Consider the following 16,624-nt stretch of genomic DNA (forward strand, 5'->3'; position numbering starts at 1 on the left):
GGCGGCTTGTTTTATTTAAGAACAAAAGGAGGCAGAGAGCGTGTCGGCATAAAGCCAAGCGTCCGTATAAAAAATGTGCGCTTGTTTTATAAAAATATGCTTTGAATTTGTATGGACGAGCTTATGATATATGCAAAATCAAATCCCCCGGAATCTCTGGAGGAGCATACGCGGAAAACGCTTGACGAGTGTAAGCTGCTCAGACAGCGCTATGAAGGAGCGCTGAGCGATTATGAATGGGAAATGCTTTATTTTGCTGCGGAAAGTCATGACCTGGGAAAGCTTGATAAAAAGTTTCAGAATAAAATAAAAGGAGCGATAAGCGGAAAACAGGTCAGAGAGGAAAGCATTCCTCATGGCTTTTTAAGCTGCGCGATGATAAATAAAAATGATTTTATCAATCGCTTTAAGGATCAGCAGGACAAAAATGCCATATTTATGGCAATTATGTTTCACCATGACAGAGGAAAATTTGAATACAAAAGTGACGAGATTGAGGAATATGTTGCGGATAACCTGTGGGAAAACGCCGCCGGCTACAGCTTTAACGGCTATAAGCGTCCTCGGCAGCCTTACCTTAAGTATATCACGCTGAGAAAACCGCAGAACGATAATTTTACAAATCGCTACATAAAAATTAAGGGCTTGCTTAACAAGGCGGATTATTGCGCTTCTGCGGGAATAGATATTGAGGCGCCGGCGGAATATAACGGCAGCACTGTTACACAGATGACAGACAGGTTTCTTAAGACACGCTACGGCTCGAAGCGCGGTCTGCAGCGGTATGCCGCGGAAAACTGTGATAAAAATCTTATCATAACAGCCGCTACCGGAAGCGGTAAAACGGAGGGAGCTTTGCTATGGCTCAACGGAGAAAAGGGTTTTTATACGCTGCCGCTTAAAATTTCTATCAATGAGATTTACAGGAGGATCATAGCTGAAACTAAAATTGGATATGCTCCCTGCGCTTTGCTTCATTCTGACGCGCGTTCGTACTACATTGCAAACCGCGTCGACGGGGGAGAGGACGCCGATACTTTACATCAGAAGGCAAAAAAGCTTACCGCTCCCCTGACGGTATGCACGATAGACCAGCTGCTTACTTTTGCATATAAATACAACGGCTGTGAAATGAGTCTTGCCACGCTTTCATATTCAAAGCTTATAATAGACGAGATACAGTCTTATTCACCGCGTCTGCTGGGTACTATAATCTACGCGCTTAAGCAGATAACAGAGCTTGGGGGACGTTTTCTAATTACTACGGCGACCTTTCCGCTGCTCCTTAAGGATTTTTTTAAGGAAAACAGGATATCCTTTGAAATGTCGCCGTCCTTTTACGGAAGCTGTACCCACAGGCACAGCATATCGCTGCTGGAAGGCTGCGAGTTCGACTACGAACGTATTGCCTCTGAGGGAAACGCAAAGAAGGTGCTTGTTATCGTAAACACCGTTGCGAAGGCGCAAAAGGTTTTTGAGATACTGAGTGAAACGGCGTCCTGCAGCTGCCGCCTGCTGCACAGCTTGTTTCTTGCTAAGGACAGAAAAGCGCTTGAGAAGGATATATGCAGTTTTGCGCCTAACACAGGAGAAGTTAACGGGCAATGCGGTATCTGGATATCTACCCAGATAGTAGAGGCAAGCCTGGATATTGATTTTGATGTGCTTTACACCGAAATGTGCACCATAGATTCGCTGCTACAGCGCATGGGACGTGTTTACCGTTCCCGTGAGAACGACGCCGGCGAGGCTAACGTATTTATACTGGACAGCCGGAACGGAACTAAGCTGTTTATTGACGAGGAGCTTTATGACTGGTCCCTTGAAGCGGTGAAAAGCAAGCTCGGCGGAAATAAATGCGCGCTTCTTTACGAATGTGAACAGCGGGATGATAAGTCGGAAATGATAGATTATGTTTACAATGAAAACCGCAGGGACAGCAGATATTACAATACCGTAAAGGAACAGATAAGGTTTCTGGAAAATCTGTCGTGGTATGAAGAAGATAAGAGGGAGGTAAAGGAGAAGTTAAGAAACATTGATTCCATTACTCTTTGTCCCAGAGAGGTATATGAACGGCTTAAAAAAAGCGGCAGGCTTGCAGAATGGAGGGAAAAGCTTTCGGTTAAGCTGAAGAATCAGGTTACAGACGAGGAAAAGCGGAGAATCAGCGAAGAAAAGCAGAGGGTAAGAGATGAAATACTAAGCTATACGGTAAACGTTTCTTACTATCATCGGCTTGATTATGACAGATCGAATCAGCTTTTTTATAAGCACAGCGGTATTTATCTGTATAATGGAGATTATGATTTCGACGAAGCGTCTTCCTCCGGCATGGGGCTTATCAAAGCTTTTGCCGACGGAAAGAATGCGAACAGCAGCTTCCCAATAGACGAGCTGATAATCTGACGGAGGACAGTGAAATGGAAAGAAACATTTCCGGCATGATGATATATTATTATTTTGTATGCAGAAGAAAGCTGTGGTATTTTTCAAATGAGATACGGATGGAAGCGGATTACGACGCAGTCGTGCTTGGCAAAATACTTGACGAGAATTCCTACAGCAGGGAACAAAAGCATATAAATATAGACAATGTGATAAATATTGATTTTATCAGAGATAAAAATATGCTTCACGAAGTAAAGAAAAGCCGTTCGATTGAAGAGGCTTCTATATGGCAGGTTAAGTATTATCTGTACTATCTGAAGAAAAAAGGACTGAGCGGTCTTTGCGCAAGGATAGATTATCCGCTGCTGCATAAAAATGTAGACGTTGAGCTTTCAGAATCGGATATGATCAAGCTTGAAGGAGTGATCGCTGACATAAAGGAAACGGTCAGTCTGAAGCTTCCGCCTGAAATGAATAAAAAAAGTATTTGCAGAAAATGCGCATATGCCGATCTCTGTCTGATATAGGAGGGGAAAATGGGACAAAGCTTTTATGTATATAACGGCGGTACTTTAAGCCGAAAGGATAATACCGTTCAGTTTATCACCTGTGACGGTACAAAAAGAGATATACCGGTTGAAAATATCAGCGACATTTATGTAATGAGCGAAATGACCTTCAATACTGCGCTTTTGAATTTTCTGTCACAGCATGGAATTATCGTACACTTTTTTAATTATTATGATTTTTATACCGGCAGCTTCTATCCCAAGGAACAGCTGCTTGCGGGAAGGCTGCTGATAAGCCAGGTGGAGCATTATACTGATTCTGAGAAAAGACTTACCATAGCTCAGAAGCTTATAGACGCGGCAAGCTTTAATATTTATCGTAATTTAAGGTATTACAATGTCCGCGAAAAGGATCTTTCAGGTCATATGGCGGAAATTGAAAGTCTGCGGAAACTAATATATAAGACCTGTAAAATAAGCGAGCTGATGGGAGTTGAAGGCAATATACGGAAGATTTATTACAATGCATGGAATATTGTCGTCAATCAGCAGATCGATTTTGAAAAGAGAGTAAAGAATCCTCCTGACAATGAAATAAATTCGCTTATATCTTTTGTGAACACACTGGTTTACACTAAAACGCTCAGCGAAGTTTATAAGACTCAGCTTAATCCCACCATAAGCTATCTTCACGAACCGGGCGTCAGAAGATTTTCGCTTTGCCTTGATATTTCAGAAATTTTCAAGCCTTTGATCGCCGACAGGCTTATATTTTCCATGCTGAACAAAAATCAGATATCTCAGAAAAGCTTTACTCCGGGGCTTGATTACCTTCATCTTACGAAAAAAGCTTCGCAGACGATTGTAACTGAGCTGGAAAAGCGTCTGGCGGCTACTATAAAGCACAGGGAACTTGGAAGAAGCGTTTCCTATCAGTATCTTATAAGGCTGGAGCTGTACAAGCTCATAAAGCATCTTATTGGTGAAAAGGAATATGACGGATTTAAAATATGGTGGTGAAAGCAGATGTATGTAATTTTAGTCTATGATATAGCAATGGATGAGAAAGGGAAAAAGATACTTCCGAAAGTATATAAGATCTGTAAGCAGTATCTTTTCCATATACAGAATTCTGTGTTTGAAGGGGAAATATCTGAGCCTGGACTTGCCGCGATGAAAAATAAGCTTAATCAATACCTTAGGAAGGAATCGGATTCTCTGATAGTTTTCAGGAGCAGAAATGAAAAATGGTTGAAAAAGGAGTTCTGGGCAAAAGAGGACGACAGCACTTCTGTGTTTATTTAAGCCTGCAGCTGCGGACAGCCGCCGATTAAGTGCATTTAAATTTTTATATTGCATATGTATGTTCATATATACAGTATAAAATCTTCACCTATATTCATATGTTTCTCTTGAAAAACGACAGAAAATGTGATATAATTTTATTGGGTGAAAACGTTTACGTTTTCGGCAGGGCGGAATTTACGGCCGCTCAGAAATTAATGGAGGTATGAAGAATGTCAGACACAGTTAATATTTCTCCCGAGCTTCTGGAGAAAATGGACGCCTATTGGCGCGCCGCAAACTATCTGTCGGCAGGTCAGCTTTATCTGCTTGATAATCCGCTTCTTCGCGAGCCGCTTACTATGGATCATGTAAAGAAGAAGATCGTAGGTCACTGGGGAACGGTTCCCGGTCAGAACTTTATCTATACTCACCTTAACCGTGTGATCAGGAAATATGATCTTGATATGATCTATATTTCGGGACCCGGACACGGAGGAAACTTCATGGTTGCCAATACATATCTTGAAGGCTCCTATTCCGAGGTTTATCCTAATATTTCCCGCGACGTTGAGGGCATGAAAAAGCTGTTTAAGCAGTTCTCCTTTCCCGGAGGAATTTCTTCGCACGTCGCTCCCGAAACTCCCGGCTCAATCAACGAGGGTGGAGAGCTTGGCTATTCTCTGGCGCATTCCTTCGGAGCCGTTTTTGATAATCCGGATCTTATCACGACCTGCGTAGTGGGCGACGGCGAGGCTGAAACAGGACCTCTCGCCACTGCCTGGCATTCAAATAAGTTCCTTAATCCTAAGACTGACGGAGCGGTTCTGCCTATCCTTCACCTTAACGGCTACAAAATCTCAAATCCTACTGTTTTCTCCAGAATTTCGCATGACGAGATTCAGAAGTTTTTTGAGGGCTGCGGCTGGAAGCCTTATTTCGTTGAGGGCGACGATCCCATGACGATGCATAAGCTGATGGCTGAAACACTTGATACCGTTATCGAAGAAATTAAGGCTATCCAGAAGGCCGCGCGCGAGGACGGCGTAACAGAGCGTCCTATGTGGCCGATGATCGTTTTCCGTTCGCCTAAGGGCTGGACAGGACCGCAGACCGTTGACGGCAAGCAGATAGAGGGTACGTTCCGCGCGCATCAGGTGCCTATGACAATGGAACAGCCCGAGCATCTCGACCAGCTGAGAGAATGGCTGCTGAGCTACAGACCGGAGGAGCTGTTTGACGAAAACGGCAGACTTATTCCGGAGCTGGAGGAGCTTTGTCCTAAGGGCGACAGGAGAATGGGAGCTAATCCTCATGCCAACGGCGGAATCCTGCTGCGTGATCTCAGACTTCCCGATTTCAGAAAGTACGCGGTAGAAGTGCCTGTTCCGGGTTCTGTCGAGGCGCAGGATATGATAGAGCTTGGCAAGTTTGTAAGAGATGTTTTCAAGCTTAACGAGGAAACGAAAAACTTCCGTATTTTCGGACCTGACGAAACGATGTCAAACCGCCTTGGCGCGGTGTTTGAGGCTACGAACCGCGACTGGAACGCGGATATGAAGGACAACGACGAGTTCCTTGCCTCGGACGGACGTGTTATGGATTCAATGCTTTCGGAGCATATGTGCGAGGGTTGGCTCGAGGGCTATCTGCTCACTGGACGTCACGGCTTCTTTGCAAGCTATGAAGCGTTTATCAGGATCGTTGATTCGATGTTTTCACAGCACGCCAAGTGGCTTAAGGTTACTTCCGAGCTGCCCTGGAGACATAAGATAGCGTCGCTTAACTATATCTTGTCCTCCAACGTATGGCAGCAGGATCACAACGGCTTTACTCATCAGGATCCCGGCTTCCTTGACCATGTTGCGAACAAGAAGGCCGACGTTGTAAGAATGTATCTCCCGCCGGATACAAACTGTCTGCTGAGCTGCTTTGACCATTGCATACGTTCCAAGAACTATGTAAACGTAATGGTTACTTCAAAGCATCCAAGGCAGCAGTGGCTGACAATGGAGCAGGCGGTAAAGCACTGCACTCAGGGTATAGGTATCTGGGAGTGGGCTTCAAACGATCAGGGTCAGGAGCCGGACGTTGTTCTTGCCTGCTGCGGAGATACGCCTACTCTGGAGGCGCTTGCCGCTGTTACTATCCTGCGCAGCAACCTGCCGGAGGTAAAGATCAGATTCATAAACGTAGTGGATCTGTTCAAGCTCCAGCCTCAGTCGAAGCACCCTCACGGACTTTCCGACGCGGATTTCGACGCTCTGTTTACAAAGGACAAGCCTATCGTTTTTGCGTTCCACGGCTATCCTACGCTTATACATGAGCTGCTTTACCACAGACACAACAGAAATCTGTATGTCTGCGGCTATAATGAAGAGGGAACTATAACTACTCCGTTCGATATGAGAGTTCAGAACGAGATAGACCGTTTCCACCTTGTGCTTGAGATAGTCAAAAGACTTCCTCAGCTCGGCAATACCGGAGCATATCTGTATCAGCAGATGATGGACAAGCTTGTCGAGCACAAGCAGTACATAGCCGAGTATGGTATTGATCTGCCGGAGATCAGAAACTGGAAATGGCAGTAAGCTGTCAGGCTGAATATGTAAACTAATAGGTATATAAAAACCGCTTCCGAAGCTTTGCTGTGCCGGAAGCGGTTTTTTGCCGCAATAATTATCCGGGCGGCGGTGAGCCGGATAATTATGCGGTATAAGAAATGCGTTAAAAGGGATATTCCAATACAGACCTGACTGTATTGAACTATGTTTTCAGGCGCAAAATAAAACTCCCCGGCGGGCGCTGTCGTCGGGGAATAAGCTTTATTTCTTTTTTGACTGTATGTTTCCGCGCTTTATGCGCGCCTTTTCCTCTTCCTTCCGTTCGCGGCGTTCCTTGGCCTTTGATCGCAGCCAGACGATCAGTATGACAAGCGAAAGAACCAGAACGAACATTACGATGCCAAGAGCCGGCATAAGAATTTTTTTGTACTTATCCATTGCGCTTTCGCCGCCGCTGTCCGATCGGGCTGAGGTCGTCTGTCTGACGGACGTTGTGACCGACTGGGTCTGCGTGTTGATTTCCTCTTGGGAGGAAGATTCCTCCGGCGCTGCCGCGCGCTGTATCGTTATGGTGTATGCGCGTTTGTTTCCGTTTGTATCGGTAACGGTTATGGTTCTTATGTTGTCGCCGACCTGAAGATAGTTGCTGCCGGTGTACCATATGTAATCGAGAATGCTGGCTGTCGTTCCCTCTATTTCACAGTAATCCACAGAGTTGTCTACCTTTACGACATAATTGTAAATATCGTATGAGAATTCAGGTATAAGCTCGCCCTCTGAAACGGTAAGCTCAGTAAGAATACCCTGAGCGGGAGCGCTGCTTTCATCAGCAGTGGTTATCGCGGAAACATCGCTGTCAGTCTGCGATGAGCCGGAGGGGATGGTAGTGACCGTTCCCGAGTCTTCTCCGACCGTAATGTTTGCGTATGCCGTCGGGCTTCCCAGTGTTGTTCCGTCGCCGGAAAGAACGGAACAGTTTGAAACAGACATTTCGGAAACGCCTTTTTTAAGCGCCGTAAATTTCAGCGTGACCGAAAGCTCGCTGCTGTCGCTGTCCGGATAAGCTTCTATAAACAATATTCCGCTTCCTCCGGTAATCATATCTCCGTCGGGAACAAACTGAACTGATGAATCGTCGTATACGAAGTCGGACTGTACAGCGCCTATATTCTGATCGGAGGTAAATTTAACGGTAACCTCAAAGTCGCTCCCCTGAGCGACTGCGCCGTCGGGAATATAAAATTCGGCGCGGCTCGCCGCCGACGCGGTTATGCTGAACAGAGAGCAAATCGCCGCAGCGGCCGCCATTAATATCAGCGTGTGGCATATACGCTTTAAATTCAATATAATCACCTGTCCTTCGGAACTAAATGCAATTGTCAGTTTTATTATAGTACAAATTGCATAATTCGTCAACCGTCGGCTGCTCAAAAACTTTATTCCTGCCGGCGGAATCAGGAACAGATAAAAATACCGAAAGCTATGCAAGGCGACTTTTATGATTATAAGCCGTTATCCGAGAAGCCGTTTCATAAAATCTTCGGTGCTTTCAAAAGCGGTGCGGTTATATCTGTACATTTCGTAAAGACAGTCGCTGTCGCCCCGGCATATGTAATTCATTTTTTCCTCTACTCCCAGACTTGCCTTGAAGCCGCAGCTTTTCACCAGATGTCTGGAGGCGTCGCATATAAGACCGTAGGGATAGGTATAGACGTCCGGCGTAAATCCGCAGTTATCCTCAAGCAGATGCTGAGTTTTAAAAGCGTCGTTGTAAAAAGCCTGGCGGTAATCCTCGTAGCTCTCGCCGCTGTTCATTAACGAGCCTCTGCGCCCGTCAAGCGAATGCATATCATAGCTGTGGTTGGCGATTTCAATGTATCCGCTTTCCATTAGCTTTTTTATGTCCTTCCAGTCCAGGTAGGAATAGCCGGGCGACGGGTCGGCGTCCTCGCAGGCTACCTCGGAATATTTCCCTACTACGGAAAAGGTCGCCTTGAAGCCGTATTTTTTCAGCAGCGGAAGCACATAGGTAAGGTTGTTGTAGCTTCCGTCGTCAAAAGAAAGTATTACCGGCTTTTCTGGAAGCTCCTTTCCGTTTTCAACATAGTCTATCAGCTGGCTTACAAAAACCGCTTCGTAGCCGTTGTTTTTTAGATAAACTATGTCCTTTTCCAGTTCAATCGGAGAAAGCACGTAATCTCCCCACATCTCTTCGTTCTTTAGTATACTGTGATACATTATTATAGGAACCTTGATACCCTCGCGTTCCTGCGCCGTTGCCTCCGACGGAATGAAAACCGCTGCCAGAGCGCTGACGATCAGCGTAAGGATCATTACAGCGCAGCCGGCTTTTCTTAATTTAATGCTTACAAACAATGCTATCTCCCCGTTTAAAAAAATTAAGGCTTTTATGCCTGTACTATAATATGCCGAAGATTTTTGTAAAAGTACAAAAAAATATGTACAGGGCTATTGAATTATTTGTGCAAATCTGATATAATCAATATATATAAGGTAATCAAATACGGGGGAATCAAATTGAAAACAGTTCGCTCTAAGCTGATGGTATCATTATTGTCGCTTTCTTTTGTTATAACCGTTATACTTAGCATAGTGGCGGTTTCTTACATCAATAAATCAACGGAGGATACGCTGAAAAAGACTATATGTCCTATAGCGGTCCAGGCTTCCGAAACCTTTGACAACGCGGTAAAACGCTATGTTGATAATTTTGCCTATATAGCGGCTTCCCAGAGCGTCAGCGGGGAGCAGGACAGTAAGAAAATCCTTGAGCTGCTTCAGGAAAAGGTGTCTACCGATACGGAGAATTTCTCCTATGCGCTGTATGGCGCTGACGGTAAAATGATAGATACTACCGGAGGGGCCTGTGCGGATATTATTACCTCCGACGACGTTATTCACGCGGTCAACAAAAAGGACACAGTGATAACGGATATCAAATCGGAAAAAAACAGTATGTATTTTGCCGTTCTGCATCCGATAATATCCGACTGGAATGTAAGCTATGTCGCCGCAGTTGCTGTCAACGCTGAGCTTGTCAACAATGTTATAGCGGACGTATCGTTCGGTGAGGAAGGGTATGCCTGCGTTGTAGATTCGTCCGGAGAAACGATACTTCATAAGGATATGAGCAAGGCGGTTAGCAGATTCAATCCGGTAGATCTTGCCGCGTACGACGATACATATTCAGATATGGCTCTGTGTATATCGAATGCGGCGGAAAAGACGGAGGGCTATGGAAACTACAGCTATGACGGCGTGGATTATGTAGTCGGCTATGCTGAAACCGGCTACTTTAACGGAACGCTGCTTGTTATAAGCCCGGTCGAAAGCTTTATGAGTACAAGCTCGTCCGCGCTGAGAAATATTTTTCTGATCGGAGCAGGGATACTCGGCGTTACAGTTATAATTTCGGTATTGTTTGCGAGGAGCATTTCCAAGCCGATAATCGCTACGACTAACCGTATACGCCAGCTTGCTCAGGGAAATCTGACAGATCCGGTAGAGGTATGGTATTCAAAAGGAGAGATCGGTATTCTTTCAAGCTCGCTTGAGGAAACCATAGTGTGTCTGAGGCAGTATATAAACCTTATAACCGTGGCTCTTACCCAGATATCGGAGGGTAATCTGTGTCATCGTATGGAGGGTACCTTCAAGGGGGATTTTATTAAGATAAAGAATACCTTCAATGAAATATTTGAATCGCTTTCGGAGACCTTCGCGTCGATAAACACTTCGGCGGAGCAGGTAAATACGGGCGCGGTAAGGGTTTCAAATTCGGCGCAGGCTCTTTCCCAGGGCTCTACCCAGCAGGCCAGCGCGATCGAACAGCTTTCCGCTACTCTCAACGATGTTGCGAAGCAGGTACGGCAAAATTCCGAGGACGCTAAGAACGCGTACAATATCGTTGCCGAGAACACAACGGCTATCAACAGCTGCAATGAGGATATGTCGAAAATGCTTGACGCTATGGAACAGATATACTCGGCTTCCTCGGAGATCGCGAATATAATCAAGGTTATTGACGAGATTTCGTTCCAGACCAATATACTTGCTCTGAATGCGGCGGTGGAGGCCGCGAGAGAAGGCTCCAAGGGCTTCGGGGTCGTAGCCGACGAGGTAAGACGTCTGGCTTCGCGTTCCGCTGAGGCGGCTAAACAGACTGCGGCGCTGATAGAAAATTCAACAACGGCTGTAAACAGAGGCTCAAAGCTTGCCAAGCAGACCGCGCAGTCGCTGAATGAAATCGTCAAAGGCTCCAATACTACTAAAGGGCTTGTTAAAAACATTACGGACGCTTCCGCCGCACAGGCTGAGGCTATAGTTCAGATAAATACCGGAGTGGACCAGATATCTGCGGTAGTTGCCGCGAATACCTCTACCGCTGTCGGTTCGGCGTCCGCCAGCGAGGAGCTTTCCGAGCAGTCGCTGATACTTAAAAAGATGATAGCGAGATTCAGGCTTTCTGATACCGTAAACGAGCATACCTCCGGCAGACGGTACGAGTACGACGACAGCGGGCTTGACGATTCCGAAAGCGGCGATGAAGCCGGAGCTGAGGAAGCCGAAAAGTCTCAGAGCCGGTTTGTGTATCCTGAGGAGCCGGCTGACGAAAACGGAGATGATCTGAAAATTGTTTTTGACGATGACGACGATAAATACTAAAGGCGATACCAAAAGCGGCTGCGCCGCTTTAACGAAAGGAAACTGATATTATGAAAAGAAGAGTAGGTATTTTAACAAGCGGAGGAGATTGTCCGGGACTTAACGCTACCATCAGAGGAGTAGCAAAGGCCTGCTATGAGCGCTTCGGCGACGAGGTTGAAATCGTGGGGATTGAGGACGGGTACTCGGGTCTTATCAATAATCAGTGCAGAGAAATGGTAAGCTCCGACTTTTCCGGAATACTTACTACCGGCGGAACTATTTTCGGTACAAAGCGTACTCCGTTCAAGATGATGAAGGTAGTCGGAGAGGATAATGTAGATAAGGTCAAGGCGATGAAGGAAACCTATAAGAAGCAGAAGCTGGACTGCCTGCTTACTTTGGGAGGAAACGGAACTCACAAAACAGCAAATCTTCTTTCGGAGGAGGGGCTGAACGTTATCGGGCTTCCCAAAACGATAGACAACGATATATGGGGCACCAGCGTGACCTTCGGATTTCATACCGCGGTCGATACGGCGACCGATGTAATTGACAGGCTTCATACCACGGCCAATTCTCACGGACGTATTCTTGTAGTAGAAATTATGGGAAATAAGGCAGGGTGGCTTACGCTCTATTCGGGAATCGCCGGAGGAGCGGATATGATAGTTATTCCTGAGATACCTTATGATATTGGCAAGCTGTGCGCTGCCTGTGAAAAGAGAAGCCGCTCAGGCAAGGGATTTTCGATCCTCGCGGTCGCCGAGGGAGCTTTTGACGTTAATGAGGCTAAGCTGAAAAAGAAGGAAAGAGCAAGACTTCGCGCGGAGGCGGGAATTACCACGGCAACCAGCCGGATCGCAAAGCAGATCGAGGAAAATACCGGCTGTGAAACAAGGGTCTGCGTCCCCGGACATATGCTGAGGGGAGGAAGCCCTTCGGCCTACGACAGAGTTCTTGCCACTAAGTTCGGAGTCCATGCCGCGAAGCTTATTGCCGACGAAAAGTACGGCTATGCCGTAGCCATGATAGATAATGTTGTTTCTGAAAATCCGCTGTCGGAGGTTGCGGGAAAAACCAAGTTTGTGCCTGAAAACGATCAGCTCGTCAGAACCGCAAAGGATATAGGTATCTCGTTCGGGGATTAAGCTTCCGTTGCTTATTCTTCCGGCGGAATTTAAAAGAGCAAATATTAAAGCGTTCACCTGCCGTTCAGGGTGAACGCTTTATTGTTTTTCAGGCGCAGCCTTTCCTTTTTGTTATTCGGAGGCTGAAACGGATTCCGCGTTTGAATCGTCCCTCTTGACCGGCTCGGTTGAAAGCCCCGGATCGTTGGTTTCCTGAGCGCGCTCGGTAAGGTCCTCGACGATACGTGAAAAAATCCTGAAGTTTGTATCATAGCTTTCCTGCATTTCCTCAAGAGAGTCGCTTACGGTTTTTATCGGTATCCGCAGACACAGATGAACGTCGTTGGGCATATATTCAAATTTCAGTTCCTCGGAAAGAAATTTAAAATTCAGTGAAAGCCCGTATTCGTCAATGTATGGATTTCCGGGAAAGTCGTCTGAAAGGTCAGATTTCATGATCTCCTGAAAGTCGGGCTCGGTATTGGAATCGGTTATGACCATTATACATTCAGAGGACTGGAGCTGGGCAAGAAATTTTGACTGATAGCCCTGCTGCATTGTATCGGCGGTTGAGGAATTGAGCGGAAGCGAAAGAACTGATACATGAACCTCTCCGTCGCCGTTAAGATCGTCGGTGTATTTTTCAAAGAACGCTTCAAGCTCGTCGGTTCTCAGCTGCAATCCGTTGTCGGCAATCATCATTACCGTGATATCGGGCTTTTCACGCGTCAGTGTATCGTAGGTTATGTATCCTACGACGACAATAATAAATGCGGCGAACAGTATCCATATTTTATTGTGATACCAGAAGTTGGAGAGCTTTTCAACGCCGTGAAGCTGACGCGCCTGCTGGTGCTCCTCCTTGATAGTTTCCGACTCCGATATTACTCCGTTTTTAAGCTTCATCAGCTCAATGCGTTCCTGAGCGATCCGTCTGTCCCTTTCCTCCCGCTGCTGACGGTCGATTTTTTTCTGCTTTTCAAGTGCGGCGTTGTATTCCTCTTCTTCCGCGCGGCGTTTGTTCTGCTCCTCTTCGGCGATTCTTTTTTCGTATTCGTAATCGTCCCCTGAAACAGTTCCTCCGCTTTTGCTTATTTTGCTCATGATAAAACTATGCTCCCTACGGGAACATACCTCCTTATGCTTATATTTCTGTTTGAATTATTATACACTGCTAATATTAACTGCGTATTAACATAAAAATAAGGGCCATAATAAAAAGGGCGGTCAGGCAAACGTACCTGACCGCCGCGGATAAATTAAAGAGTTAAAGCGGCGATACACTTGCCGTGTGCCGCCTTGTAGTTTTATTTGCTTATAAGCTCAAGAGTATCTCTCGCGATAAGCAGCTCTTCGTTCGTAGGAATTACCCAAACCTGAGCCTTTGAATCGTCAGTGGAGATTTTTGCAAGCTTTCCGCGCACCGCGTTCGCTTCGTGGTCGATCCTTACTCCGAGAACGTCGAGATTGGAGCATGAGCGCTCGCGGACGTCCGGAGCGTTTTCGCCGATTCCTCCGGTAAAGATAACGGCGTCAAGACCGTTCATGACGGCGGCGTAGGAGCCGATAAATTTCTTGATCTGATAGCAGAATACCTCGCCTACGATCTTGGCTCTCTCGTTGCCCTGCTCGGCAGCGGCGGTAATATCGCGGTTGTCGGAGCCTATTCCGGAAAGTCCGAGGAAGCCCGACTGCTTATTCATATATTCTGTCATCTGATCGGGAGTAAAGCCCTTCTTCTTTTCAACAAACTCAATAGCCGAAGGGTCAACGGCGCCGCAGCGGGTTCCCATTACAAGACCGTCAAGGGGAGTAAAGCCCATGGAGGTGTCAACTGAAATTCCGCCGTTTATAGCGGTGATAGACGAGCCGTTGCCAAGGTGACAGGAAACGATTTTAAGGTCCTTGATATCCTTGCCCATAACTCTGGAAAGCTCTGAGGAAACATATCTGTGCGAGGTTCCGTGAAAGCCGTATTTTCTTACGTGAAGCTCCTCATAGCACTCGTAGGGAAGTCCGTAGAGAAAAGCCTTTCTGGGCATTGTCGAGTGGAATGCGGTATCAAATACGACTACCTGCGGAACGCCCTCGGGCAGAACCTTTTTGCAGGCGCGGAGAGCAAGCGCGTGAGGATGGTTATGAACCGGCGCAAGCTCTGCGAGAGCGTCTATTTTGTCGATTACCTCGTCGGTAGCGATACAGGTTTCCTTGAACACCTCTGCGCCCTGTACTACTCTGTGTCCTACGGCGGAAATCTCAGCCATTGAATCTATAACCTTTGTTTCGCCTGTGGTAAGCACCTTGACAAGCTTTTCAAAAGCTTCCGTATGAGTAGGGAAAGCACAGTTTTCCTCAAGAGTCCTTCCGTCCCCTGTTTTTGCGGAAATGTGACCGTCGATACCGATTCTGTCGCAGTTTCCCTTTGCTATAACCGATTCGTCTGTCATATCGAGCAGCTGATATTTAAGCGAAGAAGAACCTGCGTTTACAACTAATATTTTCATTGGATAAAAAATCTCCTCTCAAACAAAAATAAATAACGGGACTTGACTTTTGCCCTGTTATCAGATACTATTATTATAACAGCAACATCGTGTTTTTTCAAGGGCATTTTTTATAAATATACATTTTGCACAATTTTACATACGTCTTTTTATTCATTTTAAACGTTTAAGTACCGGCTAAAGCGGCAACGGCGTCAAGGCTTTCTGCCGGCTTCGCTCTTTGCTGATTCAACCGGAATATGAAAGGAACTCAAAATGCTGACGGCGGGGATAATTGCGGAATTCAATCCTTTTCACAACGGTCATAAATATCTTGCAGACCAAACAAGGAAAAACGGAGCGACCCATGTCGTCGCTGTTATGAGCGGAGCGGCGGTGCAGCGCGGGGAATGCGCGGCAGCGGACAAATATTTCAGGGCGCGTGCCGCGGTAAAAAACGGGGTCGATCTGGTCATAGAGCTGCCTTGTCCCTTTTCATGCTCAAGCGGTGAGCTTTTTGCGTTGTCTGCGGTAAGAATTCTCGCTTCCCTTGGCAGCGGCGTTGTAAACAGGCTTTCCTTCGGAAGCGAGGTTCAGGAGGCGGAGCTGCTGAAAAGAGCGGCGGACGCGTCGGAGGAGTTGAAGGATTCCGGAGAGGTCAGAAAAAAACTGTCGGAGGGAAAAAGCTATCCGCTGGCAGTTTACGAGGCGGCGCTTGAAAAATACGGAACGGATGTTGGCGAGGCTTTGGCAAAACCTAACAGTATTCTTGCCGTGGAATATATAAAAGCTCTGAGAAAGCTTGCGCCGGATATCGAGCCGTCGCCTGTGCAGAGAAAGGCTGTCGGACACGATGACGGAGGTACGGTCGGGGATTTTGCTTCGGCATCAGCGGTAAGGAATATGCTGAGAAACGGCGAAAACGCCTGCCGCTTTATTCCGGACGGCTGCGTTCCGAAAAACACCTGTTTCATGGAGAATATGCAGAGCGAGCTGCTGTTCAGGCTTTCCTGCGCCGATAAGGAAAGTCTGCTTGAGCTGCCGGACGTAAGCGGAGAAATTGCAGACAGAATCATAACCGTAATGAAGCAAATGCCGCTTTCCTCCGATGAATTTTTCAGCGCCTGCAAGAGCAGGAATATAACCATGGCAAGATTAAGGCGTATTGCTTTGTACCTTGTTCTGGGCGTCAAAAGCTCAGATTTGATTGATGTGCCGTATATAAGGATACTTGCGTTCAACGGCAGAGGTAAAGAGATACTCGCCCGCTGCAAGTCCGCGCTGCTTCCTGTGGATACGTCCTTAAAACGCCTTGAGCAGACCTCCGTTTATGCGGCAAGGGTATCTCAGCTTGAACAGAACGCAGTCAGGCTCCAGTATTTCTGCTCAAACCGCAAGGAGCCTTATATAAGCGATTATCAGAGAAAAATCTCGCTATCGGAATGATCCGCGGATAAATGAAAGCTCCGAGTAGGTATGTTTGCGGTATAGCGGTCAGAACGGGATATATATAAATTAAAGCTTATGCCTGTGAAATTTATCGGAGCATAAGCTTGTTTTTTATCCTGAAGCCGGAAGTTTATTTTGTTAAGATTGCA

At 46.5% G+C, this 16,624-nt stretch carries 12 protein-coding genes; 8 read left to right on the forward strand and 4 right to left on the reverse strand.

Going from position 1 to position 16,624, the window contains the following annotated elements; genetic code table 11:
• Nucleotides 1–123 precede the first annotated feature (123 nt).
• The 5 genes from cas3 to EIH25_RS11230 all read left to right on the forward strand — a co-directional run bounded on the left by cas3 (nucleotide 124) and on the right by EIH25_RS11230 (nucleotide 6,775).
• Nucleotides 124–2,409, forward strand: a complete 2,286-nt coding sequence (gene cas3 / locus EIH25_RS11210) for a CRISPR-associated helicase Cas3' (RefSeq protein WP_164489229.1) — start codon at nucleotides 124–126, stop codon at nucleotides 2,407–2,409.
• Nucleotides 2,410–2,423: 14 nt separating this feature from the next.
• On the forward strand, nucleotides 2,424–2,918 hold the full coding sequence (gene cas4, locus EIH25_RS11215; RefSeq protein ID WP_124101120.1) for a CRISPR-associated protein Cas4: 495 nt from the start codon (nucleotides 2,424–2,426) through the stop codon (nucleotides 2,916–2,918).
• Nucleotides 2,919–2,927: 9 nt separating this feature from the next.
• Nucleotides 2,928–3,920, forward strand: coding sequence for a type I-B CRISPR-associated endonuclease Cas1b (cas1b, locus tag EIH25_RS11220; protein WP_124101121.1), 993 nt, complete (start codon nucleotides 2,928–2,930; stop codon nucleotides 3,918–3,920).
• Between the two features lie 6 nt (nucleotides 3,921–3,926).
• Nucleotides 3,927–4,205, forward strand: a complete 279-nt coding sequence (gene cas2 / locus EIH25_RS11225) for a CRISPR-associated endonuclease Cas2 (protein ID WP_124101122.1) — start codon at nucleotides 3,927–3,929, stop codon at nucleotides 4,203–4,205.
• A gap of 212 nt (nucleotides 4,206–4,417) precedes the next feature.
• The gene (locus EIH25_RS11230) at nucleotides 4,418–6,775 is read left to right on the forward strand and encodes a phosphoketolase family protein (protein WP_124101123.1); all 2,358 of its coding nucleotides are present in this window, start codon (nucleotides 4,418–4,420) and stop codon (nucleotides 6,773–6,775) included.
• Nucleotides 6,776–7,009: 234 nt separating this feature from the next.
• Here EIH25_RS11230 and EIH25_RS11235 read toward each other — a convergent pair whose 3' ends face one another.
• On the reverse strand, nucleotides 7,010–8,092 hold the full coding sequence (locus EIH25_RS11235) for a hypothetical protein (protein ID WP_124101124.1): 1,083 nt from the start codon (nucleotides 8,090–8,092) through the stop codon (nucleotides 7,010–7,012).
• 168 nt (nucleotides 8,093–8,260) lie between these two features.
• Nucleotides 8,261–9,124, reverse strand: a complete 864-nt coding sequence (locus EIH25_RS11240; protein ID WP_124101125.1) for a polysaccharide deacetylase family protein — start codon at nucleotides 9,122–9,124, stop codon at nucleotides 8,261–8,263.
• Between the two features lie 162 nt (nucleotides 9,125–9,286).
• Here EIH25_RS11240 and EIH25_RS11245 point away from each other — a divergent pair, with 162 nt between their 5' ends.
• Both EIH25_RS11245 and EIH25_RS11250 read left to right on the forward strand, forming a co-directional pair.
• Entirely contained in the window at nucleotides 9,287–11,434 is a 2,148-nt protein-coding gene (locus EIH25_RS11245; RefSeq protein WP_124101126.1) for a methyl-accepting chemotaxis protein, read from the forward strand.
• Nucleotides 11,435–11,484: 50 nt separating this feature from the next.
• Nucleotides 11,485–12,564, forward strand: coding sequence for an ATP-dependent 6-phosphofructokinase (locus EIH25_RS11250; RefSeq protein WP_124101127.1), 1,080 nt, complete (start codon nucleotides 11,485–11,487; stop codon nucleotides 12,562–12,564).
• Nucleotides 12,565–12,675: 111 nt separating this feature from the next.
• On the opposite strand, the gene EIH25_RS11255 is transcribed toward EIH25_RS11250, so the two are convergent.
• Together EIH25_RS11255 and EIH25_RS11260 are read right to left on the reverse strand one after the other, a co-directional pair.
• Nucleotides 12,676–13,647: a hypothetical protein gene (locus EIH25_RS11255; RefSeq protein ID WP_124101128.1), complete on the reverse strand. Its 972-nt coding sequence runs from the start codon at nucleotides 13,645–13,647 to the stop codon at nucleotides 12,676–12,678.
• A gap of 203 nt (nucleotides 13,648–13,850) precedes the next feature.
• The gene (locus EIH25_RS11260; RefSeq protein WP_124101129.1) at nucleotides 13,851–15,047 is read right to left on the reverse strand and encodes an acetate kinase; all 1,197 of its coding nucleotides are present in this window, start codon (nucleotides 15,045–15,047) and stop codon (nucleotides 13,851–13,853) included.
• A 255-nt stretch (nucleotides 15,048–15,302) separates the two neighbouring features.
• Between EIH25_RS11260 and EIH25_RS11265 the strand changes: the two genes are divergently transcribed.
• Nucleotides 15,303–16,472, forward strand: coding sequence for a nucleotidyltransferase family protein (locus EIH25_RS11265; RefSeq protein ID WP_124101130.1), 1,170 nt, complete (start codon nucleotides 15,303–15,305; stop codon nucleotides 16,470–16,472).
• The last annotated feature ends 152 nt before the right edge of the window (nucleotides 16,473–16,624 follow it).

It is taken from the genome of Ruminococcus sp. Marseille-P6503 (assembly GCF_900604945.1).
Taxonomy (GTDB): domain Bacteria; phylum Bacillota; class Clostridia; order Oscillospirales; family Ruminococcaceae; genus FB2012.